This window comes from Arthrobacter sp. SX1312, assembly GCF_002929295.1.
GTDB lineage: Bacteria > Actinomycetota > Actinomycetes > Actinomycetales > Micrococcaceae > Arthrobacter_D.
Genome location: NZ_PJIM01000002.1, coordinates 296,178 through 322,815 on the forward strand (window position 1 = coordinate 296,178; position 26,638 = coordinate 322,815).

Sequence of the window (26,638 nt, forward strand, 5' to 3'; positions counted from 1 at the left end):
CGTCACACGGTCCGTGACGAATCAACTCCCGACCGGCGGCCCGGAACGGGGTCCGTCAGCCGCCGTGCCCGAGGACAGGATGATGCCCTCGGGCACGGCGGGTGACGACGGGCGCCTGGAGGTCAGGCGGTGACGGAGACCTCCGCCGGCTCCGTCAGCGATGCCAGGGGGACCTCGGCCGGCCGGTCCGCGGTACTCCGGACCGGAACCGAGGCGCCGTCCGCCGCCGATTTCAGGAGCGACTCCATGACATCGAGGACGTGGTAGGCAAGCTCACCGTTGGCGCGGTGCTGCTCGCCGGCCGGCGTCAGTGCCATGTCGGCGAGTCCGTAGCCCCTGCCGGCGTCGAGGTAGCCTGCGCTGACGGGAAGGACGTTCCACCCGATCTCCCTGTCGTTCTCCCTGTTCGCGAGATCGCAGACTGACACTTCCCCGTCGAAGTAGTTCGGGTCGGGGACCGTCATGCTGGCCTGTTCGCCGTGGATCTCGATGTTGGAGGACCGCGTCTGCACGGCGTCGAAACTCATCACGAGGGTGGAGAGGGCCCCCGATTCGTGCACGAGCACACCGGTCACATGCGTGTCGATGGACACGGGCACCGTCTGGCCCGCCCGGGGGCCGCCTCCGATGGTCCGCTCCGAGCGGGTGTGGCTGGCGGCGCCGATCACGGAGGTGACCGGACCCAGCAGGGTGACCAGCGCGGTGACGTAGTACGGGCCCATGTCCAGCAGGGGACCTCCCCCGGGCACGTAGTAGAAGTCCGGATTGGGGTGCCACCGCTCGTGGCCGGGGGTGACCATGGTGGCGGTCGCGGAGATGGGCCGGCCGATCAGGCCGCTGTCGATGGCATGGCGGGCTGTCTGGATGCCGGTCCCGAGGACCGTGTCCGGCGCGCACCCCACCCGGACGCCTGCCTCCGCGGCGAGCGCGAGGACCTTCCTGGCCTCGTCCGTGTTCGCTGCCAGGGGTTTCTCGCCGTACACATGCTTCCCGGCGGCGATCGCACGCGTGGCGATCTCCGCGTGCGCTGCGGGGATCGTGAGGTTCAGGACGGTGTCGATCCGGGGGTCGGCCAGCAGCTCGTCCACGGTCAGCGCCCGCACCCCGTCCTGCGACGCCGCCACGGCCTCGGCGCGGCCGAAGTCCAGATCGGCGACGGCCAGGAGGTTCACGGATGGAAGCGATGGCAGGGTCTTCAGGTACTGGGCTACGATCGCTCCGCAGCCGATGATTCCGACGTTCAGCGGCTCGCCCACAGCAAACCCCTTTCGATGATGGTGCGGACGTTCGGGTCGTCGAGGATCTCGACGCGGTGGCCGGGGGTCGAGACGAAGATGCGGCCCTTGCCCCACTGGCGGGTCCAGATGGCGGGAGACGTCACCGGGCGGTGCCAGGGGTCCCATTCGCGGACGGCCTGGGTCGTCGTCGCGAGCACGTCGATGTAGTCGTCGGCCAGCACCCAGTACTGCTCCGTGACGAGGTCGAAGTCCCCGATCCCGCGGGTGATGGGGTGGTCCGCGGCGGCCGGGAGCATGGTGACCCGGTACGGCACGTAGTTGTCGGACTGCTCGCCGATCCTCTCCTCCGGGTGCTTGCCGGGGTGGCACGCGAACTGCCCGCCGATCAGGTGGAGGTAGTCGGACTCGTTGCGGTACGAGTCGGCGATCCCGCCGTGCCAGCCCGCCAGTCCCGTTCCCGCTTCGACCGCCGTCCGGAGACCGGCGAACTCGTCCTTCTCGATGGTGTTCATCGTGTTGCACTGCAGGATCAGGTCCACTGTCGACATGTAGTCCGCGTCGGCGTAGATCTTCGGGGACTCCTCGATCCGCACGGCGAAACCATGCTCCCGGAGGAACGGGATGAATCGATCCGTGGCTTCGACGGGCTGGTGCCCGTCCCATCCCCCGCGGACGACGAGAGCTTCCTTGCTGGTCATGGTGCCTCTTTCGTGATCGGACGCTCACGGCCCTGCGCCGGAGCTGAGAATGCTGCGTCGAAGGACGCGGCCGACGGGGCTATCGTCGCCAGGTCCCGCACGAGGGCGAGTGCCTGCGGGGCGCCGACGAGCCGGTCCATGCCGGCGTCCTCCCATTCGATGCTGGTCGGCCCCTGGTAGCCGATCGAGTTGAGCATGCGGAAGATCGGATTCCATGGGACGTCGCCGTGGCCTGCCGTGACGAAGTCCCACCCCCTGCGCGGGTCGCCCCACGCCAGATGCGAGCCGAGCCGGCCGTTGCGACCGTTCAACTGTCGGACGGATTCCTTCACGTGGACGTGGAAGATGTGCGGCGCGAAGTCCTGGAGGAACATCACCGGGTCGAGGTCCTGCCAGATGAAGTGCGAGGGGTCGAAGTTGAGACCGAATCCGGGCCTGTCGCTCATGATGTCCAGGGTCCGCCGGGCGGTCCAGTAGTCGTAGGCGATCTCGGACGGGTGGACCTCGAGGGCGAAACGGACCCCTTCGGCGTCGAACACGTCCATGATGGGGTTCCATCGGGCGGCGAAGTCCTCGTAGCCCCGGGTGATCATCTGTTCGGATGCGGGCGGGAACATCGCCACGTACTTCCAGATCGACGAGCCGGTGAAACCGGTCACCAGGGACGCTCCGAGGCGTGCTGCTGCTCGTGCGGTGTCCTGCAGGACACCCGCGGCCCGCTGCCGGACGCCCTCGGCGTCCCCGTCTCCCCAGACGTCGGGGGCGAGGATGGCGCGGTGGCGTTCATCGATCGGGTCGTCGCAGACGGCCTGCCCGGTGAGGTGGTTCGCGATCGCATGGACGGTGAGGTTGTTCTTCTCCAGGACGCGGAGCTTGGACTGGACGTAGGCGTCGTCGTGCGCTGCCCGCACGGGGTCGAGGTGGTCTCCCCAGCAGGCGATCTCCAGGCCGTCGAACCCCCACTCGCCGGCGAGACGCGCCACCTCCTCGAACGGCAGGTCCGCCCATTGCCCCGTGAACAGCGTCACGGGGCGCGGCGGCGTGCTCGCGGCCGGGACGGCGTCAGACATGCTGCCACCCCGAATCGCTCGAGGCGGACTGCTCGACGGCGTGCAGGACCCTCTGCACCCGCAGCGCCTCGTCGAACGACGGTGACGGCGTCCGACCGTCCGCGATGGCCTGCACGAGGTCCACCACCTGGTGGGTGAACCCGTGCTCGTACCCGAGGCCGTGCCCGGCGGGCCACCAGTTGCCGGTGTACGGGTGGTCGGGCTCCGTGACGTTGATGGTGCTGAAGCCTGCGGTCTCCGCCGGCACCGTTCCGTCGTAGAACTCGAGGGAGTTCATGTTCTCGAAGTCGAAGGCCAACGAGCCGAGGGTTCCGTTCACCTCCAGTCGCATCGAGTTCTTCCGGCCGAGCGCGAAGCGGGTGGCCTCGAAGACGCCGATCGCTCCCCCGTCGAAGCGCGCACTGAAGATCGCCGCGTCGTCCACGGTGACCTGGCCGGTCCCGCCGTCGTCCGCACCCGATCCACCGAGGCCCACGCGCGTCCCGCTGAGGGGGCGCTCGTGCACGAAGGTGTTCAGGAGCGCCGAGACGCCCGAGATCTCCAGCCCGGTCACGTACTGGGCAGCATCGATGCTGTGCGCTCCGATGTCGCCGAGGGCCCCCGACCCCGACTTGGTCCTGTCCAGGCGCCACGTCATCGGCGCCTTCGCGTCCGACAGCCAGTCCTGGAGGTATTGCGCCCGGACGTGCCGGACCGTTCCCAGCCTCCCCTGCTCGACGAGCCGGCGGGCAAGGGTCAGCGCGGGCGTCCGGCGGTAGGAGAATCCGCACATCGCGAAGACGCCCTTCTCCGCGGCGTCCCGTGCCGCGACCGCCATCCGCTCGGCTTCCTGCACGGAGTTGGCGAGGGGCTTCTCGCAGAGCACGTGCTTTCCCGCCTCGAGCGCTGCGATCGCGATCTCGGCGTGCGTGTCGCCCGGCGTGCAGATGTCGATCAGGTCGACGTCGTCCCGTTCCACGAGCGACCGCCAGTCCGTTTCCGTGTCCTGCCACCCCATCGTGTCGGCGGCGGCTTTGACGGCCGTCGCGTCACGCCCGGCGAGGACCGCGAGTTCGGGGTGGAGGGGGAGGTCGAAGAAGCGCGGCGCCGTTCGCCAGGCGTGGGAATGCATCGCTCCCATGAAGGCGTAGCCGACCATACCGACCCTCAGGTCAGGTCTCAGTGTGGGTGCCATAGGGCTGCGGTTCCTTTCTACTTGTTGAAACCGGCGGTCAGTCCGCTGACGAGCTGGCGGCGGGCCAGCGCGTAGAGGACCACCAGAGGAAGGGTGGAGAGCACGACGGCCGCGAGCACCGCAGGGATGTTCACCGTGAACTCGTCCTGGAAGGCCCAGAGGGAGAGCGGCAGGACCCGCTTGTCGGGGCTCTGCGTGAGGATCAGCGGGAAGAGGAAGCCGTTCCACACGTGCAGGGCGTTGTAGATGGCGATCGTGACCACCGCGGGGCGGACCAGCGGTAGGGCGAGGCGCCACATCATGGTGAACTCCGAGCACCCGTCGAGCCGCATGGACTCGAAGAGCTCGCGGGGTACGTCCCGGAGGAAGTTCGAGAGGATCAGCACGGAGATCGGGATGGCGAAGGCGATCGACGGCAGGATCAGGGCAAGCAGGGTGTCGTAGAGGTTCGCCCTCGTGATCATGAAGTAGATCGGGATGATCGTCGCCTGCAGCGGGATGGCCAGCCCCATCAGGAAGAGCGTGTTCGCGGACGCGATGATGCGCCCGTGTCCCCTCACCATCGCGTAGGCGGCCATGAAGGAGACCGCGGTGGCCGGGATGACACTTCCCAGCGTCACGATCACGCTGTTGGCGAAGTATCGGACGAAGTCGGCCTCCAGAACCGTCCGGTAGTTGGCCAGTGTCGGCTCGGTGGGCGGCGCCAGGGGATTCGATCCGAAGAAGCCTGCCTGGTTCTTGAGGCTCGTGATGACCACGTAGTAGATGGGCAGGATGATCAGCGCGAGCCATACCCACCCCCCGAGGCCTCCGAGGAAATTGGGCGTACGCCGGCCCAGCCGCTTCCGCTGACCGCGCTCATCCGATTGCGCCGGGGCACCAGGTGCCGCATCGGTGACTATTGCCATGGCCTACGCTCCTTCCAATTGGCTTGCGCTGCGGTTTTTGCCGCCGATCCGCTGCAGGACGAGCGCGAGGACCAGGCCGACGACGACGAGGATCACACCCAGGGCGCTGGCCGCGCCCATGTCGTTCGCCCTGAACCCGGTGAGGTACATGTGCAGCGGGAGGAGACGTGTTGCGTACCCCGGGCCGCCGGCCGTCAGGATGAAGATGAGATCGAAGTAGGCCAGCGATCCCAGCACCATCAGGGTGGACGAGGTGATGATGGTGTACTTCAGCTGCGGCAGCGTGATGTGGATGAACTGCTGCACGCGGCCCGCCCCGTCGATCTGGGCGGCCTCGTAGAAGGAGGCCGGGATCTGCCGCACCCCACCCTGGTAGATCAGGGTGTGGAAGGGCACGAACTGCCACGCGATGACGAAGATGACCACGAAGAGCACCAGATCTTCGTTGCCGAGCCAGTTCTGCGCCAGCGCAGGTATCCCCAGTCCCGGCCCCATCCCGAAGTTCGGATCCAGCAGTGCCTTGAAGGCGATGGCCACCGCTGCCGATGACAGCAGGAGCGGGACGAAGTACAGGACGGCCAGCAGCGCCCTGTACCGCTGGTTGCCGGCGGTGAACACGCCCAGGAGGAGACTGATGGGAACCTGCACCACGAGGGAGTAGACCATGATCTTCGCCGTGACGACGAGAGCGTTGAGGGTCACCGAATCCGTGAGGGCCGTCTGCCAGCTGTCCAGTCCCGCCCACGAGATCGCACCGAGTCCGTTCCAGCTGGTGAAGCTGAGGAACACCACCCCGAGCAGGGGGACGACGGCGAAGGTCAGGAAGAAGACCAGCGCCGGGACCACCATCCACGCCGAGGGACCCTCGGTCCGGGGACCCCGGACCGCCATCCCGGGCTTGGGCTTCAGGATGGTGCTCATTTACCGAGCGTTGCGTTCATGTTCTCGGCGAACTGCTCCGGCGTGATCTGACCGATGAAGATCTGGTCCAGATTCGCGAGCATGGCGTCTCCCTGGGCAGGGCTGAGCGCCTGGTCCCACGAGAGCTGGAAGCTCGGCGCGTCCTGCGCGAGACCATAGACGAACTCGACGAAGTCCTTGTCCTCGGACTGTGCCAGCTGGTCCTCGATGCCGTTGACGGCGGGAACCGCGCCGGAATCGATCATCGCCTGGGTGTACTCCTCGCTGAACAGCTCGTCCTTGAGGTAGGCCAGCGCGTCGTCCTTCTGCTCGTCCGACGCCGTGGACGAGAGGGACCACATGTTGGCAGGATTCCCGACCACGTTGGCCGGATCGCCCGCTCCGCCCTCGACCGCGGGGAAGGGGACGAAACCGACCTCACCCGATTCGACGAACTCCGGAGCATCGTTCTTCAGGTTCTGGTAGACCCAGCCGCCGTGCACCATCATGGCGGCGCGGTCCGTGTAGAGGAGGGCGCTGTCCGCTCCGGCGTCAGCCGCGATGGAGGAGAAGCCGTTGACGAAACCGTCCGCGTCGACCAGTTCCTGGATCTTGGTCAGCGCTTCGATGACCGCGGGGTCGGACCAGGCGTCCTCTTCACCGTCCAGGATGGACTGGAAGACCTCGGGCCCACCGATCCGGTCCACCAGATAGGACAGCCACATGAGGTTCGGCCACTTGGACTGGCCGGCCAGGGCGAAGGGGGCGATTCCCGCGTCGTTGAACTTGGGGACCAGCGCCATCAGCTCGTCCCACGTCTCGGGGGGCTCGGCGCCGATCTGCTCGAACACCTGCTTGTTGTAGTAGAGGACGACGGGCTGCATGTTGTTGTTGGGCAGGGCGTACGTCTTGCCGTCGATCACCCCGTTCTCGAGGACGGAGGGGATGTAGCGATCCTTGACGTCGGGGTTCTCGGCGAGGAACTCGTCGAGTTCGTCGACGTGCCCGGCGTCCACGTAGGACTTGAGGACGCCTCCGCCCCAGCCGTAGATGAAACTGGGCCCCTCACCCGCTCCCACCGCCGTGCGCACCTTGGTCTTGTAGGCGTCGTTGGCGAAGAATTCCTGGTTGATCGACTTGTCCGGGTTCTCCTCGTTCCAGCGCTCGACCGACGAGCGGAAGATGTCCTCACTGCTACCCGTGAGGGCCCACATGGTGGGAGAACTGGAATCAGCGGCAGGATCCGCCGGGCCGCTGGATCCGCAGGCGGTGAGGCCGAGGGCGAGCGCGAGGGCCGAGGCCGTGGCGGTCAGGGTCTTGGTAGTTCGCATGTTCATCAGTTCTTCCGTAGTCGACTCGGCGTCATGGGTGACGTCTGGCGGGAATAGGCAGGTCAGTTCCACGGGGACGCGGTCGCTGACCGCCACGCTGCGGAACGGAATTCGAAATGTTTTCGATAACAACAAACTTACAAGGTAAAGTAACTCACATCACATCGGTGAGGTCAATGGCCTTCCAGTCGGCGTTTTTCGGCGGGTCCCACCAGCGCTTCACAGGGGCGCAGCAGTGTGGAAGCCTTGCCCGTGACGTCGCATACGAGGAGAAAGTCGAAACATTGTCGGAACTCGAAGTCAGGACGAGAGCCACGCTGGGGTCGGTCGCGGCACTCGCGGGAGTGTCGATCCCTACCGTGTCCAAGGTCATCAACGCCCGGGAGGACGTCGCCCCGGCCACGAGGAAGCGGGTCCTGGAGGCCCTCCGCACCGCCGAGTACCGACCACCCGGGCAGCGCCATGCGCTGGCTCCGCCGACGTCGACGCTCATCGACGTCGCGGTGGACAGCGTGACGACGGCGTACTACGCGGAGGTGATGGACGGGATCCTGGAATGCGCCGAGAGCCACGGCCTCGAGATCGTGCTGTCGACGACGGGCCGACCGCATCGCGAACCCCGCGACCTGGCCGAGAACATGCAGTCCCAGGGCCGCCGCGGCCTGGTCCTCGTGACATCCCGATGGTCTCCGAAGGAGATCAGGGAGGTGAAGAAGCGGGGGATCGCCGTCGTGGTCATCGACCCCATCAACCCACCGGGCACGGGCGTGGCCAGCGTCGGAGCGACGAACTGGGCAGGAGGCAAGGCGGCCACCGAGCATCTCCTCGGTCTCGGCCATACCCGCATCGCCTTCATCGGCGGACCGACGAGCGCGGAGTGCAGCCAGGACCGCGAGCACGGCTATGCCGCTGCCCTGCTCGAGCGCGGGATCCCCCTCTCCGAGGACTACGTGCTGGCGGGGACCTTCGACCCGGCGACAGGACGCCGCAGTGCTGCCCGCCTCCTCGCCCTCGACGAGCCGCCGCAGGCCATCTTCGCCGCGTCGGACAGCATCGCCCTGGGCGTGCTCACCGAAGCCCATGCCCGAGATGTCTCCGTACCGGGAGAGTTGAGCGTCATCGGCTTCGACGGGACCTATCTCAGCGAACAGACCTCTCCCCAACTCACCACCGTCGCCCAGCCCCTGCGGGAGATGGGAAGGACCGCCGTCCGCGCCCTGATCCGGGAGATGGAGGGCGAGAAACCCGATCTGACGCGGGTCGAGCTGGCGACCCAGCTCATCGTCCGGTCCTCGACGGCTCCGCCACCCTCCTGACCCGGGTCCTGTCCCCGGCCGCCGCATCAGCCCTCGGGCAGCTTCGCCTTCAGGATGTCCCGGATGTAGTCCCGGTTCATGGCCGTGACGCTGAGGCCGTCGCCACCGTAGTGCTCCACGCACATCGGTCCGTCGAAGCCGGCCTCGAGAGCCATCCCGATGGCTTCGCGATAGTTGATGAACCCGAGGGCCAGCGGCGCCGGCGCGGAGGCATAGGCGCCCGTGGCGGGGTCGTAGTCCCGGAAGTAGTTCTTGAGCTGCCAGTAGTTGGTGTACGGCAGCATCTTGGTCAGCATCTCCCGCCAGTCCTCCACCTCGCGGTGCAGGCGCACGATGTTCCCGATGTCGGGGCAGAGCCCCACGGTGGGCAGGTCCACGGCGGTGACCAGCTGGACCGAACTGTCGGCCGTGCCGAGGAAGGTCCCCTCGTACATCTCGAGGGAGATGCTGACACCCCGCGCGGCGCCGTACTCGCCGAGTTCCCGGAACCGCGCCGCCGCCTTGTCCCGGTTGTCCTGCGTGTCCTCGTCCTCGACCCCGGGCGCCAGCCAGAACCAGGTCGCTGCCTTCTGGGCCTCCGTGAACGGGTCGTGCAGGCCCAGGCACACCATGGGTACCTCCAGGTCCGCGGCAGCGTCGATGGTCCGCTTCACGTAGGCGATGTTCTGTTGCGCCTGGTCCTCGTCGGGCGTGATCACGCTCTTGCGCGTCACCGCGATGTCGCTGAAGGCCAGATCGTAGGCGCGGGCCGTCTTCAGCAGCTGCCTCCTGCCCTCGGTATCGAGGTCGCCCGGGCGGACCCAGGAGTCGGTGAGGTCCACGTGGTCGAAGCCGGCGGCGCGGACCTCACGGAGCGTCTGCCGCCACGCCTCCGGCCCCGCCGCGGTGCGGTCACGGCCGTCCGCGGTGGTTCCGGTGAAGTTGAGCAGGGCAGCGCCGATCGGCCAGGTCTCGGGCGTGGGGGTCATGGTGTTCTCCTTGGTTTCGGGGATGGGCGGACGGACGGGTGGACGCATGGGACGGGGCTGGACGTCCGACGACGGGCACCCTGCCTCAGGCGGCGATGACGTAGACGACGCAGGCGAGGGCGAAGGCCATGAAGCCGATCGCGGTGCCGACGACGGTCCAGGTCTTCAGGGTGGTGACCGTGTCGAAGCCGCAGAACTTGCCGATCAGCCAGAAGCCGGAGTCGTTGACGTGGGAGAACGTGATCGACCCGGCGCAGATCGCCACCACGATCGCGGCCAGCGCAACGCCGGACAACCCCAGTTCCGCGACTGCGGGAGCCATGATGGAACCGGCCGTGGTGGCGGCGACGGTGGCCGATCCCTGTGCCACGCGGAAGGCCACCGCGACGAGGAATCCCGCGAGGATCACCGGGAGGCCCATGGCATCGAGGCCGTCGGCGATGGTGGTGCCGATGCCGGTCTCCGTGAGCACACGGCCGAAGGCGCCACCGGCGCCGGTGATGAGGATGATCGAGCATACGGGGGCCAGGGCGTTGTCGACGAGGTCCTCGAGGGCGCCGCCCACGCGTCCACGGCCGCGGCGCGGCCGCATGTAGAGCAGGTACATCGCGGACAGGGCGGCGATGAGCAGGGCCACGGGCGTGTTGCCGATCAGCCTCGAGAGCTGGAAGAGCGTGTTGTCCTCGCCGACCGCGCCACTCGCCTCGAGGGTCGAGAACAGGGTGTTGAAGAAGATCAGCACCAGGGGCAGCAGGAGCACGAAGATGATGGTCCAGAAGCCCGGGCGGGGGATGTCGTCGTCGAGGTCCGCCTCCCCCAGCAGGTTGGGGACGGGCATGTTCGGGTAACGCCTGGCGATGATGAGGCTCAGCCTGTACCCGGCGAGATACCAGGTGGGCAGGCCCACCAGGAGGGCGATCAGCACCACCATGCCCACGTCCGCTCCCATGACGGTGGCAGCGGCGGTGGGGCCGGGATGCGGCGGAGTCAAGGCGTGCATCATCAGGAAGGCGCCGATGGAGGGCAGGACGTACAGCATGAACGAGCCGCCGAGCCGGCGGGCGACCGTGTAGATGATGGGCAGCATCACGATGAAGCCGGCATCGAGGAAGATCGGGAAGGCGTAGAAGAGCGAAGCGACCGCGAGGGCCAGGGGTGCCCTCTTCTCGCCGAACCGGCGGAGCATCGCGTCGGCGAGCACCTGCGCACCACCCGAGATCTCGACCAGCCGGCCGAGGACCGCGCCGAAGCCCACGAGCAGGGCGACAGTGCCGACGGTGGTGCTGAACCCGGCGATCACCACGGTCATGACATCGGCGACACCGATACCGGCCGCCAGCGCGGTGAGCACACTGATGATGATCAGTGCGAAGAAGGCATGGAGGCGCACCTTGATGATGAGTAGCAGGAGGGCCACGATGGCCGCGACGGCGATGACCATGAGCGTCCAGGAGGGCCTCTCGGCCAGGACCAGGGCGTCGTCGACGGCGGCTGGAAGGAGGATTGGCATGACGGGAGCACCTTTGATCGCATCGGTTGAGCCGTCGGGATCACATGTGTGCTGGAGCACACCCCGACTCTGATTGGGCACCACCCTATAGGATATTTTCAGATCAGGCGCACCTGATGGTTCGTCCCGAATCCGCTCACCGCAGTGTCAGCTGCCGTCGAGGTGAGCGGCTCCCCGCCGCGGGGCTCGTGGGAGAATTCAGGACATGACAGCAGGAAGCAGGACAGAGCCGTGAGTGAGGGCCGTGCGGGTGGATCCTGGGTGGAGCGCAGCGTCCTCGCCGACCAGGTGTACAAGCAGGTCCTCTCCCGCCTGATGGACGGCAAGCTCTCCTCCGGGGACCCGCTCAGCATCGACGGCACGGCGCGCGAGCTCGGGGTGTCGCCGACCCCGGTGCGGGAGGCGCTGGCCCGCCTCGAGTCGACGGGGCTGGTGACCCGCGCCGCCCTGCGGGGATACCGGGTGGCCCCCATGCTCAGCCACGTGGAACTGTCCGACCTGATGGACGCGCGCCTGCTGCTGGAGCCGCACAACGCCGAAGTGGCGTGCCACCGCGCGGATACAGCCTTCCTGGAAGCCCTCCGGCAATCGATCGATGATCTGCGGGTGGCTCCGAACGGCCCGCACTTCTCCGACTACCGGTCCTACTGGGAGGCGGATGAGCGCTTCCACCGACTGATCGTGGAGCAGACCGCCAACAAATTCCTGCTGAGCGCCTACGACTCCCTCGGCGGACACGTGCACCGGTTCCGGTTGTTCAGCGGTGTCGGCGTGCGTGATGCCGAAAGCGCCATCGACGAGCACACGAGGATCCTCACCGCGATGCGGCGGGGCGATGCGGGGGCCGCGCGCGTCGCCATGGCCAGCCACATCTACGGCGTGAGCGAGCGCGCGATCCACGAGTACGAGGCCTCGGACGAGACCACGCCGGACAGGTCCGCGTAGGGCTGCACCCCCGGGCGTGACGGTTGACACCATCCGGGACCGCGTGGATCCTATAGGAACACGATCCGCGCCCCCATCGGCCCTGATTCCTCGCCGGGACACGGCCGGTGTGGTGGCGCGTCAACGCGCAGTACCGTGCACATCAGAGGAGATGCGGCTCATGGCTCAACGTTCAGTGGCAGTTGTCGGTTCGGGTTATATGGGCGGAGGCATCGCGCAGGTCCTGGCTCTCGGCGGGGCGAAGGTGGCGCTCGCCGACGTATCCCAGGAGATCGCCGAGAAGAACCTCGAACGCCTGATCGGTGAAGCCGAACGGTTCGTCACGGACGGCCTCTTCCCCGCCGACGCCGTCCAGCGCCTGCGGGACCAGCTGTGGGCCGCCCCGAGCATCGAGGAGGCCGTCGCGGATGCCTCCTACATCGAGGAGGCCGTCCCGGAGATCCTCGACATCAAACACGGCACCCTCCGCCGGATCAGCGACGCCGCACCCGCGGACGCGGTGATCGGCTCGAACACGTCCACCATCCTGATCGCCAAGCTCGCCGAGGCGGTCGAGAACCCCGGCCGGTTCCTCGGCGTCCATTTCTCGAACCCGGCACCCTTCATCCCGGGCGTCGAGGTCATCCCCCACGCGGGGACGACGCCGGAGACGGTCGAGGTCGCCCGGGAGATCGTCGCACTGACCGGCAAGAAGGCGGCCGTCGTGAAGGACGTGACCGGTTTCGTCCTCAACCGCCTCCAGTACGCGCTGTTCCATGAGGCTGCCCAGGTGGTGGAGCAGGGCATCGCATCGGCGGAGGACGTGGACACCCTCGTCCGGACCACGTTCGGGTTCCGGTTGCCGTTCTTCGGCCCCTTCGCCATCGCCGACATGGCCGGCCTCGACGTCTACTCCTTCTGCTACGCCTCCCTGCAGACCTCCTTCCCCGAGCGCTTCGCCACACCCGCGATCCTCCAGGACCTCGTGGACGCGGGAAAGCTCGGGACGAAGTCCGGCGCCGGGTTCCTGGACATCCCGGCCGAACGGACGGACGACCTGGTCGCGTACCGCAACAAGGCCTACGTGGCCATGGCCGGACTGCTGAACGAGCTCGGCCCGAGCCCTGCCGAAGAGTCCGCGAAGTAGCAGCGCAGCGGAACCCTGCCCACCCCGGGCCATCGGCGGCGCGACGCAATGCGTGGCGCCGCCGACGGCCTTTCGAGACAACCGAGGTTGAACAATGACGTACCTTGTGAACGATCCCGAACACTTCGCTGCCGACGCCCTGCGCGGTTACGCGGCGGCACATCCTCAGCACGTAATGCTGGCGCACGGCGGGGTGGTCCGCTCGACCGAGACTCCCCAGGGCCAGCCGGCACTGGTCATCGGTGGGGGGTCGGGGCACTACCCCGCCTTCGCAGGCTGGATCGGACCGGGCATGGGCCACGGCGCGCCGTGCGGCAACATCTTCTCCTCGCCGTCCGCGTCCCAGGTGTACTCGGTGTCGCGGTCGGCCGAGAACGGAGGCGGCGTCATCCTCGGCTTCGGCAACTACGCCGGCGACGTCCTGCACTTCGGGCAGGCCGCGGAGAAGCTGCGCGCCGAGGGCGTGGACGTGCGGATCATCCGGGTGTCCGACGACATCGCGTCCGGGCCGGCCGCGGAGCACCGGGACCGCCGCGGCATCGCGGGCGACCTCGTGGTCTTCAAGATCGCCGGTGCGGCCATCGAGTCCGGGGCCGACATCGACGAGGCCGAGCGGGTCGCCTGGAAGGCCAACGACGCAACGCGGTCCTTCGGCGTGGCGTTCGAGGGCTGCACCCTCCCCGGGGCCGACGGCGCACTGTTCCACGTGCCCGAGGGCGAGATGGCGATCGGTCTCGGCATCCACGGAGAACCCGGCATCCGGGAGGTCCCCCTGGGCACTGCCGCGGAAGTCGCCGACCTCCTTCTCGACGGTGTCCTGGAGGAGGAGCCGGAGCGCTCCGCCGGCGGCTACCAGGGGCGCGTCGCCGTCGTCCTCAATGGCCTCGGAAGCGTGAAGTACGAGGAACTCTTCACCGTCTACGGGCGCCTGGCCGAGCGGTTCGCCGAGAAGGGACTCACCGTCGTGGCCCCGGAAGTGGGCGAGCACGTCACCAGCCTCGACATGGCCGGGCTGTCCCTGACGGTCGTCTTCCTCGACGACGAACTCGAGGAGTACTGGCTGGCCCCGGCCGACACCCCCGCCTTCCGCAGGGGCGCGCCGGACTCGTCCGCCAGGGCGGGACGGACCCGGGTCCACACCCCCGGCGAGGAAGCAATCCCCGAGGCCTCCCCCGAGTCACGTGAGGTCGCGGCGTCGATCGTGAAGGCCCTGGAGGTGCTGCGCGCCACCGCGTCCGAGCACCAGGAGTACTTCGGCCGGCTCGACGCCGTCGCCGGCGACGGCGACCACGGCCAGGGCATGGCCTACGGCTCGCGGGGCGCGGCAGAGGCCGGACGGGCCGCCGTCGAGAAGGGCGCCGGCGCCCGGACCGTCCTGCTCCACGCGGGCGACGCCTGGGCCGAGGAAGCCGGCGGCACATCGGGGGCCCTGTGGGGCGCGGCGCTGATCGCAGCGGGAAGCGTGTTCGACGACGCGGAGGGCGCCACGCCCGCCCACGTCGTCCGGGCCCTGATGACCGGGAGCGACGCCATCAGCCGCCTCGGCGGGGCGGAGCCCGGAGACAAGACGATGGTCGACGCCATCGTCCCGTTCCGGGAATCGCTGGCCGCCGAGTTCGAGGCGTCGGCCGATCTGGCGGCCTCGACCAGGAAGGCAGCCGCCGTCGCCCGGGAGGCAGCCGACGCCACCTCGGGTATCGCCGCCCGCCGCGGACGGTCACGCGTCCTCGGGGAGAAGAGCGTGGGCACCCCGGATCCCGGCGCCATCTCCTTCTCCATCCTCATGGACGCCCTCGCGGAGCTCTTCGGATCGGCCACCGTGGAGAACCGGCCGTGACGGTATGGGTCGGCACGAGCTGGAAGATGAACAAGTCCCTCGCCGAGTCCCGGGACTATGCGAGAGGCCTGCTCGCGGGTCTGGCGACGCGGGAAGCAGGCATGGTGCAGCCCTTCGTGATCCCTCCCGCGACGGCGATCGCCGCCGTGGCGGAGATCCTCGCAGAGGACGGCCGCGTCCTGCTCGGTGCGCAGAACGCGCACTGGGAGGACTCCGGGGCCTGGACCGGTGAGCTCTCCGTGCCGCAGGTCGCCGATGCCGGGGCACGGATGGTCGAGATCGGTCACTCGGAGCGGCGTGAGCACTTCGGTGAAACCGACGAGACCGCCCGCCGGAAGGTGGCTGCGACCCTCCGGCACGATCTGATCCCGCTGCTCTGCATCGGCGAGCCCACGGGCGTGAAGGACGCCGGTGGATCCACAGACTTCATCCTCGAGCAAGCTGCCCGGGCGCTCGACGGGCTCGGCGAAGAGCAGCTGGCACGCGTCATGATTGCTTATGAGCCGATCTGGGCGATCGGCGAACATGGACGTCCCGCCACGGTCGACGAACTCGAGAAACCGTTCGCCGCACTCGGGCAGGAGTACGGAGGCCGCATCGCCGGCCTGCTCTACGGCGGTTCGGTCGGGCTCGACAATGCTGCGGCCCTCCTGGGCATCCAGCACGTGGACGGGCTGTTCGTCGGCCGCACGGCATGGGACCTGAAGGGTTACCTACGCCTGATCGACATCGCTGCGGGACGGTGACGGCCACGTCCGCGACCACCAGTTCCATGATCTACAGGAAGAGGAACCAACTATGAGTCAGAAACTACGCATCGTCATCGGAAGCGACGAGGCCGGACTGGACTACAAGGAGGTCCTGCGCAAGGACCTCGAGGCCGATGACCGCGTCGAGAGCGTGGTGGATGTCGGAATCTCCCGCTCCGAGAATGTCGACTACCCACATGTCGCGGTGGATGCAGCCCGCAAGGTGGAAAGCGGCGAGGCGGACCGCGCCCTGCTGATCTGCGGTACCGGTCTGGGTGTGGCGATTTCGGCCAACAAGGTCTCCGGCATCCGGGCCGTCACCGCCCATGACTCCTATTCGGTGGAACGCTCGGTCCTGAGCAACAACGCCCAGGTGCTCTGCATGGGCCAGCGGGTGATCGGCGTGGAGCTGGCACGGCGCCTGGCCAAGGAGTGGCTCGGCTACGTGTTCGATCCCTCGAGCGCGTCCGCCGCGAAGGTGGATGCCATCAGCGGCTACGAACAGCGCTGATCGTCGCTCCTGCCTGACACACCGACGGCCACCGGTTCCCGCCTTCACGGAGCCGGTGGCCGTCGTCCGTGCGGTGGTTACTTCCTCGCGCCCGCGGCGGTGCTGGCGTCGTCGTCGGACTGGGGATCCGTGTCGTTGTCGTCCGAAGCGGCGGTGACCACCGGCTCGTCCCGCACCCGGTCGCGGTCGTTCCTGGCGTCGTCGCCCCGGGTCTTGAGCAGGCTCGCGACCGTCGCGACGGTGATGGTGGCACCGATGAACAGCAGCGAGAACCAGATGGGGATCTCGGGGACCCAGAGGAGCGGCTGCCCGCCGTTGATGAAGGACAGCTCGTTGACGTGCAGGGCGTGGAACACGAGCTTCACGCCGATGAAGGCGAGGATGACGGCGAGTCCCTGGGCGAGGTAGACCAGGCGCTCGAGCAGTCCCCCGATGAGGAAGAACAGCTGGCGCAGGCCCATCAGGGCGAAGGCGTTGGCGGTGAAGACGATGTACGCCTCGTTGGTCAGGCCGTAGATCGCGGGGATGGAGTCGACGGCGAAGATGAGGTCCACGAAGCCGATCGCGATGATGGTGAGCAGCATCGGGGTGACGAAGCGCGTGCCGTCCTTCTTCACGGTCAGTTTGTCCCCGTGGTACTCGTCGGTGACGGGCAGGACGCGGCGGACGAGCTGCATGAACTTACCGTCCGCCGGGTTGGTGTCGTGGCTGCCGAACGCCTGCTTGTAGGCCAGGAAGAGCAGCAGGGCGCCGAAGATGTAGAAGATCCAGGAGAAGTTCTCGATCAGTCCGGCGCCGATGGCGATGAACCCGCCGCGGAGGATCAGGGCGATGATGATGCCGATCATCAGCACCTTCTGCTGGTACTTCTTCGGGACCGCGAAGCCCGTCATCACGATGAGGAAGACGAAGAGGTTGTCGATCGACAGGGCCTTCTCCGTGAGATAGCCGGCGAAGTACTCGCCGCCGAACGTCCAGCCCGACACCACGCCGATCCCGACACCGAACAGCAGGGCCAGGCCGATGTAGAACGCCGACCAGCGCGCCGATTCGCCGATGGTCGGCTCGTGGGGTGTGCGCACGTGCGCGAAGAATTCGTAGACGAAGAAGAGGATCGTCACGGCGATCGTGATCAACCAGATGGTGGGGGTGACCTGCATCAGGGGTACTCCAAAGGGTAGGCGTCGGACATAGGCGCCAAGGTCTCCTCCGCCCGGCCGGAACCGGAACCGATGGGCCCGGGATGCTTCAGTGCATCCGTATTGACGGGCCGATCACAGACGGGAGTACTCCCCTTGATAGGAAAAGCCTAACGCACACCTGCCCGTCCCGATTCCTGTGGCGCGAGCGGGCGACGCCGTCGACCGGGTGGCTAGGCTGGGTGGATGGCGACAGTGATCCTCGTGCGGCACGGCCGCACCACAGCGAATGCCACCGGGCTGCTGGCCGGTCGGACCGTCGGCGTCGGCCTGGACGAGATCGGGCGGGACCAGGCGGCCCTGGCCGGTGACCGGCTCGCCGCCGTGCCCGTCGTCGGCGTGGTCTCGAGCCCCCTCGAGCGGTGTCGGCAGACCGCCCGGTTCATCCTCGATCGCCAGACCGGCACCCCGCATGCGCCGATCGATCCCGATCTCACCGAGTGCGATTACGGCCAGTGGCAGGGCCGCCTGCTCAGTGACCTCGCGACGGAACCCCTGTGGCCGGTGGTGCAGTCGCAGCCGTCCGCCGTCACCTTTCCCGGCGGCGAATCCATGGCCGCGATGCAGGCGCGGTCGGTGGCGGCGATCCGACGCCATGATGCGGCCTTCGAAGCCGAATTCGGGCCCGGCGCCGTATGGGTGGCGGTGAGCCACGGAGACATCATCAAGTCCATCCTCGCGGACGCGCTCGGCATGCACCTCGACCTGTTCCAGCGCATCAACGTCGGCCCCGCCTCGGTGTCGATCGTGCAGTACGGCACCAGCCGGCCGAGCGTCTACGCGACCAACACCGACGCCGGGGATCTGTCGTGGTTGGCGAAGAGCGCCCTGTCCGACGATGCGGCGGTGGGCGGCGGTGCAGGGCCGACGGCGACACGCACCTCGTCGGCCTAAAATACTTCTATGCCTACAACTGTTCACGAGTTCGCCTGGCCTGACCGGGTTGTCGTCGGCACCATCGGCCTCCCGGGGGCGCGTACGTTCTACCTGCAGGTGCGCTCGGGGTCCCAGCTCGTGAGTATCGCGCTGGAGAAGCAGCAGTCGGCCCTGCTCGCCGAGAAGATCGACGAGATCCTCGACGAGCTCAGCACCCTCGACGGCAACCCCTTCAGCGTTCCCACGAGTACGCCCATCGAACTCGTCGACAACGACCAGCTCGAGACCGTCGAGGAGCAGTTCCGCACCGGCGCGATGAGCCTGGGGTGGGATCCCGCGACGGCGCAGGTGGTCATCGAGGCCTACCCGCTGCCCGATACCGACGACGACGCCGCGTTGCTCGACGACGAGGTCGAGGCGGCCGAGATGCTGCTGGTGCGCATGCCGGTCGGGACCGCCCGCGCCTTCACCAAGCGCACGCGGGAGGTCGTGGGCGCAGGGCGTCCGATCTGCGTGATCTGCGGCCAGCCCATCGACGCCGACGGACACATCTGCGCCGTACCCGAGGTCTGATGCCGGCGCCCGACCTCGTGACCGCCGAGCTGACGCTCACCGGGCGCATCACGACGGCGTCGAACGCCACGTTCCTGGGCAGCATCGGCGACACGGCGGTCGTGTACAAACCGATCCGGGGCGAGAAGCCGCTGTGGGATTTCCCCGACGGCTTCCTGGCCTACAGGGAGGTGGCCGCGTACCTGGTCTCGGAGCTCCTCGGCTGGAACATCGTGCCCCGCACCTGGCTGCGCGACGGCCCGTTCGGCGAGGGCATGGTGCAGCTCTGGCAGGAGACGGACCCCGACCGGAGCGCCGTCGACCTCGTTGCGGCGGCCCGCGTGCCGGAGACCGGGTGGAAGCAGGTCCTCGAGGGTCAAGACGAGAAGGGGCGGATGGTCGCCCTGATTCATGAGGACACGCCTGCGCTGCGCCGTATGGCGGTGTTCGACGCGGTCGTCAACAATGCCGACCGCAAGGGCGACCACATCCTCGAGATGGTGGACGGACACCGGTTCGGTGTGGACCACGGGCTCACGTTCCACAGTGACCACAAGCTGCGCACGGTGCTGTGGGGGTGGCTGGGCGACGAGCTGACCGCCGAGGAACTCGACGGTATCGATCGTGTCAGCGACGGACTGGACGGTGAGCTGGGGCGGGAGCTGACGGATCTGCTCACCGCCGAGGAGATGGCTGCGCTCGCTGCACGCTGCGCTGCGTTGCGCTCGGCGGGGCGGTTTCCGGCTCCGAGCGGTGAGATGTCGGCGGTGCCCTGGCCGCTGTTCTGAAGGGGCATCCGCTACAGCGCACTCGTTGCTGCCCCCTGTGCAAGCTGCCATTCTTGGTGGACCCGCACTTCTGACAGTGAACGAAGGGAAAAGACGATGCCGCTCTATCTGTCGAAGTTCAGCTATACATCAGAGACCTGGGCAAGGCTGATCCACACTCCCGAGGACCGCGGGAAAGCCGCCCGAGCGTACATCGAATCCGTCGGAGGGAGACTTCATGGGTTCTGGTACGCGTTCGGCGCACACGACGGCTACACCTTGTGGGAGGCACCCGACAACGTCTCGATGGCCGCGGTTGCGTTGGCGATCAGCGGAGGCGGCGCCATGAACTCGCTCGAAACGACAGTGCTCCTGACCGTCGACGAAACGATGGAAGCCCTGCGCAATGCGGAGCAGATCGGGTACCAGCCTCCCGGCACCCACCATGCTTGACGACCTTCCACGACGACGAGGCTCCTTCTGCAACACCCCTGCGTCGCCTCCCGGGTCGCTGCTGATCCTTTCCACTGATCGGCCCATCTCGGCGTGACGGCGCGTCAGCCGGGGCCGAACCGGACGCGAACCTGATCAACGGTGTTCCGGTGCTGCGCGGCGCCGGCGGGGACGAACTCCTGCCCCTGCTGCGGGACGCACTGGATCAGAGCCCTTCCACCAGCTCGTAACACTGGAAGCCCTTCACCACGACGCCGCCGCACACCCGGTCGTTCCACTTCTTCGAGGCTTCTGTGGGGCTGTTCCCGGACTGCCGCCAAGGCGTCCGACGGGCCGTGTGCGAGGTCACCGGCCCGGCTCGGCGCCTGGATCGGAGTCACGGTCGGTGTCTGCGTCTGCGGCATCCAATGTCTCCTGGCGAGAATCGACGGGGATCCTGTCCCCGAGGTCGGAGGTGTGCGCGCTGACCCGGGCATGCTCCGCCTGGCCCTTCCCGTCGTCCTGCTGCTCGTCCTTGCCGGAGGCCTGCCCTGAACGCCGTCGGGAATCCTGGCGGGGATTTTCTTCGGCCGGATTGCTGGTAGGGGTGTTGCGGGGTCCGTGGCCCTGTTCGTCCATGAGGGTGTGTGTCTCGGCCTGGGTGATGGCCTTGTCGGTGATGTCTTCGTCGCGGTCGGCGTTCCATGCTTTGATGCCGGCCCAGGCGACGGCGGTGAGGGGGACGGAGAGGATCGCGCCGATGATCCCTGCCAGGACGGTCCCCGCGGTGAGGGCGACCAGGATCACGAGTGGGTGGACGCTGAGGGTATGGCCCATGACGACCGGTTGCAGGAAGTTGCCTTCGAGCTGGTTGACGAGGACGACGACGCCGAGCACGATCAGTGCAGTGACGGGCCCGTTGGTGACCAGTGCGACGAGGGTCGCCACGGCGCCCGCCAGGGTCGCGCCGACCAGTGGGATGAACGCTCCGATGAAGACGATCGCGGCCAGCGGCAGGGCGAGGGGCACCCCCAGGATGACCAGGGCCAGTCCGATGAAGAACGCGTCGACGGCCGCGACGATCGCGGTCCCGCGGACGTATCCACCGAGCACGGCGACGCTCTGGTCTCCGACGTTCCGGGCTCTGACCAGGCGGGTGCCTTTGAAGGCCCTCAGGGTGAAGGCCCAGATCTTCTCGCCGTCCTTGAGGAAGAAGAAGAGGATGACGATCATCAGCACCAATCCTGTGAGGAAGTTCGTCGCAGCGCTCAGTCCCGCCAGGGCCGTGGTGCCGGCGGCGCTACTGGTGGCGAAGTCCGCGGCAGCGTCGCGGGCCGCCTGGAGTTGCCCGTCATCGACGGGTATGGGCCCGTTCTCCACGAAATCGATCAGTTGATCGACGCCCTGAACGGCGCTGCTGGTGAGGGTGTCGGTCTGGCCCATGATCGCGAACACGACTCCCGCGAGCAGGCCGCCGATGAGCGCGAGAAGGATGGCGAAGGACGCTGCGGTCGCGAGGGAACTCGACCATCCTCGGCGTCGCAGCCAGGACACGAAGGGTCCGATCGCCGAGGCGAGGATCAGGGCCAGCAGGAGCGGGATGATCACCAGGCGTACCTGGATCAGGGCATAGACGACCACGGTGAACAGTGCCAGCAGGAGCAGGACCTGAGTTGCTCTGTGCGCCGCACGGCCGAGCGGCCCGGCCCAGGGGTCCTGGTGATCGGTCTGGCGTGGAAGCGCTCGTGGTGAGGTGGAGGAGCTCATGGGGTGTGGCCTTTCGGTAGCTCTGCCGGGTGCCGGTGTCGAACACGATTCTGCCCGCCGCGCGTCGTGACCACGCTGTCGGATTCTGACGGCAACAAGAGAGCCGAAATCCTGCAATGGCAGGTAAATGCGGTCGGGTCGGCGGCAGGGGGGGCGTGTGCAGCGTCCCCACGACCCGGGGCGACTGTGCATAGACTGGAACGGCCGGTGCAAGAAGCCGGTGGTACCACCAATGACGTCAACCGTAGGGAGAACATCATGGGACTGGACGACAAGATCGGCAACACCGCGGACAAGCTCGGCGGTAAGGGCAAGGAAGCTGCCGGTGACGCCACGGGCGACGACAGCCTCAAAGCCGAAGGCAAGGGCGATCAGGCCAAGGGTGATCTGAAGCAGGCCGGCGAGAAGGTCAAGGACGCCTTCAAGAAGAACTGACGCTCCTGCCGTCCTGCACCGCGCCGGGACTCCGGGCAGCGAGATAGAAGAGGCGAAGGGGAGTGCACCTCAACAGGGTGCACTCCCTTTCTCTGTGCTTTTCGCCTCTGCCCCCGGCATACCACTGCCATGACAGCCGGATGCGGGCCACATCTTTATCAGGAAACCGCAGTGTGGGCAGGAGGGGGCAGACACGCGGCGGACGTTGCCGCAAGAGGTCCATTGCCTATGAAGATGAGAGCCGCTCTCATCTTGCTTCAGTATCGTTGTGGTCAGTCATTTGTTGCCTATTGAGGGATGCTGGTTCTACTGAGCGCGCGGCACGGGTCCATCGACGACCCCGATCATGGGTGTACTTCCTGTTTGGGATCTGACGCCGAAGGCGTGCCTGGTGGAGCGACACAGGCTTCGCGCCGAGGACCACGCCGGTGATTGCAGCCGTCCTCACACTTCTCCTCGGCATCGTCGTGATCCTGGCGATCATCGCCGCCAACGGATACTTCGTGGCACAGGAGTTCGCCTACATGTCCGTGGACCGCACGCGACTTGCCGCACGCGCCCAAGCCGGTGACGTCGCCGCGAAACGCGCCTTGAAAGTGACACGCCGTACCTCGTTCATGCTCTCCGGAGCACAACTGGGCATCACCGTCACCGGCCTGATGATCGGTTACGTCGCCGAGCCGCTGGTCGGGGAATCCTTGGGAGTACTGCTCGGAGGCGCCGGCATTCCTGCTGCCCTGAGCATCTCGATCGGCACCATCCTGGCACTGGTCCTCGCCACCGTGGTGCAGATGATCTTCGGCGAGCTGTATCCGAAGAACCTCGCGATCGCGAACCCCGAACCACTGGCCCGTGGGCTCGCACGCTCCACCACCATCTACCTCACGGTCTTCGGGTGGCTGATCACCGTCTTCGACCACGCCGCGAACGCGCTGCTGCGCCTGCTGAAGGTCGAGCCCGTCCACGACGTCGATACCACGGCGACTGCGAAGGATCTCGACCGGATCGTCGCTGACTCACGGGAGAGCGGCGACTTGCCCGAGGACCTGTCGATGCTCATCGACCGCATCCTCGACTTCCCGGACCGCGACATCGAGCACGCGATGATTCCCCGGTCGCAGGTCGGCACCGTTACGCCGGCTTCTTCCATCGATGAGGTGCGCACCCGGATGGCCGAAGCGCACACCCGGTATCCGGTGGTCTCCGATACCGAGGAACCCCTTGGCGTGGCCCACCTGTCAGATCTCCTGGGTCCGGACGTCGACGGGAACGCTGCGGTCACCACCATCATGCGCCCGGCCGTGGTCCTCCCCGCCCTGATGTCCCTGCCCGACGCGCTGGACCGTCTGATGCAGTCCCGGAACCAGCTCGCCTGCGTCATCGATGAATACGGCGGCTTCACCGGTGTCATCACCGTCGAAGACCTCGCAGAAGAACTCCTCGGCGAACTCATCGACGAGCACGACGACGACACGCCACCCTTCATCGAAACAGGGGACGGAGCGTCCTGGCGCATGAGCGGCAGCATCCACGCCGACGAGGTGGAACGGGCCGTGGGGCACAGCCTTCCCGACGGTGACTACGAAACTCGCGCCGGGCTCCTCATCGCCACGCGAGGCGAACTGCCCGCGATAGGCGAGAGCGTCTCGGTGGAACTTCCCGACGACGCGCGGGATTACGTCCTGGACGAGCCCGTCCGCCGGATCCTCGAGGTCCAGGTGCTCGGGATCGAACGCCATGTGCCCAGCGTGCTCGACGTTCGGTTGCGGCAGCTCACCCGCGACGAAGTCGACACCGGGCGCCCCGGAGACGCCGCCGTAGGTACTGACGGCGGAGCCGAAGCAGCCGACCACAAGCAGGTCGCACCGCAGCAGGAGGAGGACCGATGACGGATCCGCTGATCGTCACCGTTGTCACGACCCTGTTGATCGTCCTCAGCGCGTTCTTCGTGGTGATCGAGTTCGCGCTGCTCGGTGCCCGCAGCCACCGTCTCGAACCGGAGGCTGCGACCAACCGCTCCGCCCGCGCGGCGCTGCGTGGCATCAACGAGCTGACCCTCATGCTCGCAGGAGCGCAGCTGGGCATCACAGCGTGCACGTTCGCCCTCGGTGCAATCACCAAGCCCGCGGTCGATGCGTGGCTCGGCCCTGTCCTCACCTCCTGGGGCGTGCCCGAAGGTATTGCAGGTGGAGCAGCATTCGGCTTGTCGCTGCTGTTCGTGACCTTCCTGCACCTCGTCGTCGGTGAGATGGCCCCGAAGTCCTGGGCCATCGCTCATCCCGAACGGTCGGCGAAACTCGTCGGCATCCCGTCGAGGATCTACATATGGCCTCTGCGCCCCCTGCTGAAGTGGGTCAACGCCGTGGCGAACCGTTTGGTCGCCGCCAGCGGTGTCACCCCCGTGGAACGAGCCGCCGTCGGCGGTCAGGATGCCGACACCATCCGCCACCTCGTGGAACACTCCGCGTCCGTCGGCGCGCTCGATGCCTCTTTCCAGGCCCAGCTCTCCGGGGTCCTGCACCTCGAGAAGCTGACCGTCCGGGAACTGGTCTCCCCCGGCCTACCGACTTCCGTGCCATCCACTGCGACGATCGCCGACGTCCAGGCCGCGGCCGCGCGCACCGAGCATCTGCGGATCCTGGTCGACGAGACGACGACAGCGGGCCCGGGGGTGGTCCACGTACGCGATACCCTCCTCGAACCTGCTGATCGGCCCGTCAGCGACCTCAGCCGACCCGCTTTCCAGCTCGACGCCGGCACCCCGGTGTACGAGGCGCTCACCCAGCTGCGGGGCGCGAGAGAACAGCTGGCCGTGGTCATGGAGGACGAGCGCCTCGTCGGCGTGATCACCCTGTCCGACGTCCTGGCACATGTGCTGCCCCCATCAGCTCACCACGCCTGAGGAGGACGCCGATGAGAGCAGTGACGATCCACGAAGCCACGGCATCGCAGTCGATCAGGCTGCAGGATCACACGAGAGCGGCCGTCAGAGGGTGGGTGCTCCGGTCTGTGCCTGTTCTGCGATGGTGCGGAGCCGGTGAAGACTCTCCTCGATGCCGTCGTGCAGGGTCTTGCGGCGGTTCCTATCACGCCCGAAGCCGCTTACGATGATCCATCCGGCTCGGGTGATGGGCCGCACTACTTCGTACGATTCGGTGACGCGGGTTCCCCCGTGCTCGGGTTCGAACCTGTAACGCCAGTGCACGGTGCCACAGAGGGGTTCGGTGCGGGCGAAGGCGAACTCCCGACCCTGCAGCACCGCCGTGATGATCGGCTTGTTGCTCCATCGGGACTTCCCGATCCTGTTCTGTGCTTTGAAGCGGGCACCCAGCGCGGGCCCGGCAGCACCACCGAGCCACACGCAGGATGCAACCTCGGGGCTGTATTCAGGCGTCCTGGTCACGTCGGCCACGATCTCGTAGACGTCCTCGAGCGGAGCCTCGATGTGGATACTCAATTCATCCCGGTCCAGAGTCTGCATCAGAATGCCTCCCAACAGGACACTTCTCCCACCGAAGCGGTGTGGGTGTACAGGATCACCCCGATGCCCTGCCGAGTCAATCCCCGGCGTCCACGGACGATCAGTAGCAACTCCCCCTGGCGAACGGTTGGCGGAGTCAGCTGTTCTTGGTGCGGACGGGGCTGTCCTCGATCTCCTCGAGGGGCGAGTCCTCGTCGTCGTCCTTCGACAGCTTGTCGTGCCCCTCGAGGGACTCGGACAGCTCTTCGTCGGCCGACTCGTCGTGCTGGGGCTGCTGGTTCTGGGTGCTCATGGGGAGTCCTTCCGATGGGATCCTGCTGGCCGTGCGACGCGCTGCGAGGGTGCGGGGTAGGACCGCCACGGTGGGGTGTTCGACGTCGTCCTTCCAGCCTACGCGAATCATCAGCCTGCTTGGTATCTATCGACATCGGGCGGATCAGAGCTTGATCGGTCCCAGATGCAGGCCATCCGTGTCGGGATTCGGATCCGCCTCCTTCAGTTCCACGAAGAAAGCGTGCGACGGCGTCGTCCCCGAGTTCTCGCCGTAGTGGTCCTGGGCGGGCAGCCAACGGACCTCCCCGTCCTGGAGTTCCACGTCGATGCTCCTCCCATGGGCATGCAACCGCCGACGGAACGAACCGGCGGTGATCATGACGCTGTCGGGGTGGTGGTGCTCTGTGCTGATATCGCCGGGCTCGTCCGTGTACTCGAGGACGCGAACGCGGTGGTTCTCGAACACCACCCGATGATGCCGAGGATTGGTCTGAACCGGATCAAGTGCCATGGGCGGACTGTACGCCCGCGGGCAACTGTCGGCCAGAGTCCTCCTGCCGCCCTTCCCGGGACGG

At 67.3% G+C, this 26,638-nt stretch carries 27 protein-coding genes; 13 read left to right on the forward strand and 14 right to left on the reverse strand.

The features are described from left to right. Nucleotides 1-122 precede the first annotated feature (122 nt). From CXQ92_RS08780 to CXQ92_RS08810, 7 genes are read right to left on the reverse strand one after another with little or no spacing between them, the layout of a single operon-like run. Nucleotides 123-1,256 carry a Gfo/Idh/MocA family protein gene (locus CXQ92_RS08780; protein WP_104167291.1) on the reverse strand — a complete coding sequence of 378 codons (1,134 nt, stop codon included), beginning with the start codon at nt 1,254-1,256 and terminating at the stop codon, nt 123-125. Continuing rightward, nucleotides 1,241-1,936 (reverse strand): ThuA domain-containing protein, encoded by a 696-nt coding sequence (locus CXQ92_RS18635; protein WP_104167293.1) that lies wholly within the window; start codon nt 1,934-1,936, stop codon nt 1,241-1,243. The genes CXQ92_RS08780 and CXQ92_RS18635 overlap by 16 nt, the downstream gene beginning before the upstream one ends. Next, nucleotides 1,933-3,006, reverse strand: a complete 1,074-nt coding sequence (locus tag CXQ92_RS08790) for a sugar phosphate isomerase/epimerase (protein WP_104167295.1) — start codon at nt 3,004-3,006, stop codon at nt 1,933-1,935. Before CXQ92_RS08790 ends, CXQ92_RS18635 begins: the two co-directional genes overlap by 4 nt. Next, nucleotides 2,999-4,180 (reverse strand): Gfo/Idh/MocA family protein, encoded by a 1,182-nt coding sequence (locus CXQ92_RS08795; RefSeq protein ID WP_104167297.1) that lies wholly within the window; start codon nt 4,178-4,180, stop codon nt 2,999-3,001. Before CXQ92_RS08795 ends, CXQ92_RS08790 begins: the two co-directional genes overlap by 8 nt. A 17-nt stretch (nt 4,181-4,197) precedes the next feature. Beyond that, a complete protein-coding gene (locus CXQ92_RS08800; protein ID WP_104167299.1) occupies nt 4,198-5,088 on the reverse strand; it encodes a carbohydrate ABC transporter permease in 891 nt (296 codons plus the stop codon). Between the two features lie 3 nt (nt 5,089-5,091). After that, on the reverse strand, nt 5,092-5,979 hold the full coding sequence (locus CXQ92_RS08805; protein WP_104168172.1) for a carbohydrate ABC transporter permease: 888 nt from the start codon (nt 5,977-5,979) through the stop codon (nt 5,092-5,094). Nucleotides 5,980-6,005: 26 nt separating this feature from the next. Next, complete coding sequence (locus CXQ92_RS08810) at nt 6,006-7,325, reverse strand: extracellular solute-binding protein (protein WP_104167301.1); 1,320 nt, start codon at nt 7,323-7,325, stop codon at nt 6,006-6,008. A gap of 278 nt (nt 7,326-7,603) precedes the next feature. Between CXQ92_RS08810 and CXQ92_RS08815 the strand changes: the two genes are divergently transcribed. After that, nucleotides 7,604-8,635, forward strand: a complete 1,032-nt coding sequence (locus CXQ92_RS08815; RefSeq protein WP_258069831.1) for a LacI family DNA-binding transcriptional regulator — start codon at nt 7,604-7,606, stop codon at nt 8,633-8,635. Between the two features lie 26 nt (nt 8,636-8,661). Here the strand turns inward: CXQ92_RS08815 and CXQ92_RS08820 are convergent, their stop codons facing one another. Further along, nucleotides 8,662-9,603, reverse strand: coding sequence for a sugar phosphate isomerase/epimerase (locus CXQ92_RS08820; RefSeq protein ID WP_104167305.1), 942 nt, complete (start codon nt 9,601-9,603; stop codon nt 8,662-8,664). Between the two features lie 85 nt (nt 9,604-9,688). Beyond that, nucleotides 9,689-11,113: a GntP family permease gene (locus CXQ92_RS08825; RefSeq protein WP_104167307.1), complete on the reverse strand. Its 1,425-nt coding sequence runs from the start codon at nt 11,111-11,113 to the stop codon at nt 9,689-9,691. A gap of 231 nt (nt 11,114-11,344) precedes the next feature. Here CXQ92_RS08825 and CXQ92_RS08830 point away from each other — a divergent pair, with 231 nt between their 5' ends. From CXQ92_RS08830 to CXQ92_RS08850, 5 genes are all read left to right on the forward strand, one after another. Next, nucleotides 11,345-12,058 (forward strand): GntR family transcriptional regulator, encoded by a 714-nt coding sequence (locus tag CXQ92_RS08830; protein ID WP_258069832.1) that lies wholly within the window; start codon nt 11,345-11,347, stop codon nt 12,056-12,058. Nucleotides 12,059-12,218: 160 nt separating this feature from the next. After that, nucleotides 12,219-13,184 carry a 3-hydroxyacyl-CoA dehydrogenase family protein gene (locus CXQ92_RS08835; RefSeq protein WP_104168174.1) on the forward strand — a complete coding sequence of 322 codons (966 nt, stop codon included), beginning with the start codon at nt 12,219-12,221 and terminating at the stop codon, nt 13,182-13,184. 94 nt (nt 13,185-13,278) lie between these two features. Next, nucleotides 13,279-15,021 (forward strand): dihydroxyacetone kinase family protein, encoded by a 1,743-nt coding sequence (locus CXQ92_RS08840; RefSeq protein WP_104167309.1) that lies wholly within the window; start codon nt 13,279-13,281, stop codon nt 15,019-15,021. Continuing rightward, nucleotides 15,018-15,767: a triose-phosphate isomerase gene (locus tag CXQ92_RS08845; RefSeq protein WP_104167311.1), complete on the forward strand. Its 750-nt coding sequence runs from the start codon at nt 15,018-15,020 to the stop codon at nt 15,765-15,767. Before CXQ92_RS08840 ends, CXQ92_RS08845 begins: the two co-directional genes overlap by 4 nt. A gap of 52 nt (nt 15,768-15,819) precedes the next feature. Beyond that, entirely contained in the window at nt 15,820-16,281 is a 462-nt protein-coding gene (locus CXQ92_RS08850) for a ribose-5-phosphate isomerase (RefSeq protein ID WP_104167313.1), read from the forward strand. Between the two features lie 77 nt (nt 16,282-16,358). Here the strand turns inward: CXQ92_RS08850 and CXQ92_RS08855 are convergent, their stop codons facing one another. After that, nucleotides 16,359-17,441, reverse strand: coding sequence for a TerC family protein (locus CXQ92_RS08855; RefSeq protein ID WP_104167315.1), 1,083 nt, complete (start codon nt 17,439-17,441; stop codon nt 16,359-16,361). Nucleotides 17,442-17,666: 225 nt separating this feature from the next. Between CXQ92_RS08855 and CXQ92_RS08860 the strand changes: the two genes are divergently transcribed. From CXQ92_RS08860 to CXQ92_RS08875, 4 genes are all read left to right on the forward strand, one after another. Further along, nucleotides 17,667-18,374 (forward strand): histidine phosphatase family protein, encoded by a 708-nt coding sequence (locus CXQ92_RS08860; RefSeq protein ID WP_104167317.1) that lies wholly within the window; start codon nt 17,667-17,669, stop codon nt 18,372-18,374. 9 nt (nt 18,375-18,383) lie between these two features. Further along, nucleotides 18,384-18,929, forward strand: coding sequence for a DUF3090 domain-containing protein (locus tag CXQ92_RS08865; protein ID WP_104167319.1), 546 nt, complete (start codon nt 18,384-18,386; stop codon nt 18,927-18,929). Further along, nucleotides 18,929-19,696: an SCO1664 family protein gene (locus tag CXQ92_RS08870; RefSeq protein ID WP_104167320.1), complete on the forward strand. Its 768-nt coding sequence runs from the start codon at nt 18,929-18,931 to the stop codon at nt 19,694-19,696. The genes CXQ92_RS08865 and CXQ92_RS08870 overlap by 1 nt, the downstream gene beginning before the upstream one ends. A 96-nt stretch (nt 19,697-19,792) precedes the next feature. After that, nucleotides 19,793-20,128, forward strand: a complete 336-nt coding sequence (locus tag CXQ92_RS08875; RefSeq protein ID WP_104167322.1) for a GYD domain-containing protein — start codon at nt 19,793-19,795, stop codon at nt 20,126-20,128. Between the two features lie 345 nt (nt 20,129-20,473). Here CXQ92_RS08875 and CXQ92_RS08880 read toward each other — a convergent pair whose 3' ends face one another. After that, the gene (locus CXQ92_RS08880) at nt 20,474-21,874 is read right to left on the reverse strand and encodes an AI-2E family transporter (protein ID WP_104167324.1); all 1,401 of its coding nucleotides are present in this window, start codon (nt 21,872-21,874) and stop codon (nt 20,474-20,476) included. Between the two features lie 258 nt (nt 21,875-22,132). Between CXQ92_RS08880 and CXQ92_RS08885 the strand changes: the two genes are divergently transcribed. The 3 genes from CXQ92_RS08885 (at nt 22,133) to CXQ92_RS08895 (ending at nt 25,211) form a co-directional block, all read left to right on the forward strand. Further along, nucleotides 22,133-22,309 carry a CsbD family protein gene (locus tag CXQ92_RS08885; RefSeq protein WP_104167326.1) on the forward strand — a complete coding sequence of 59 codons (177 nt, stop codon included), beginning with the start codon at nt 22,133-22,135 and terminating at the stop codon, nt 22,307-22,309. 428 nt (nt 22,310-22,737) lie between these two features. Then, entirely contained in the window at nt 22,738-24,198 is a 1,461-nt protein-coding gene (locus CXQ92_RS08890) for a hemolysin family protein (protein WP_104167328.1), read from the forward strand. Then, nucleotides 24,195-25,211 carry a CNNM domain-containing protein gene (locus CXQ92_RS08895; RefSeq protein ID WP_104167330.1) on the forward strand — a complete coding sequence of 339 codons (1,017 nt, stop codon included), beginning with the start codon at nt 24,195-24,197 and terminating at the stop codon, nt 25,209-25,211. Before CXQ92_RS08890 ends, CXQ92_RS08895 begins: the two co-directional genes overlap by 4 nt. A gap of 84 nt (nt 25,212-25,295) precedes the next feature. On the opposite strand, the gene CXQ92_RS08900 is transcribed toward CXQ92_RS08895, so the two are convergent. The 3 genes from CXQ92_RS08900 to CXQ92_RS08905 all read right to left on the reverse strand — a co-directional run bounded on the left by CXQ92_RS08900 (nt 25,296) and on the right by CXQ92_RS08905 (nt 26,574). After that, nucleotides 25,296-25,790 carry an SRPBCC family protein gene (locus CXQ92_RS08900; protein ID WP_104167332.1) on the reverse strand — a complete coding sequence of 165 codons (495 nt, stop codon included), beginning with the start codon at nt 25,788-25,790 and terminating at the stop codon, nt 25,296-25,298. A gap of 136 nt (nt 25,791-25,926) precedes the next feature. Then, nucleotides 25,927-26,082, reverse strand: coding sequence for a hypothetical protein (locus CXQ92_RS18125; RefSeq protein ID WP_181033606.1), 156 nt, complete (start codon nt 26,080-26,082; stop codon nt 25,927-25,929). 144 nt (nt 26,083-26,226) lie between these two features. Further along, the gene (locus CXQ92_RS08905; RefSeq protein ID WP_104167334.1) at nt 26,227-26,574 is read right to left on the reverse strand and encodes a cytoplasmic protein; all 348 of its coding nucleotides are present in this window, start codon (nt 26,572-26,574) and stop codon (nt 26,227-26,229) included. Nucleotides 26,575-26,638: the final 64 nt, after the last annotated feature.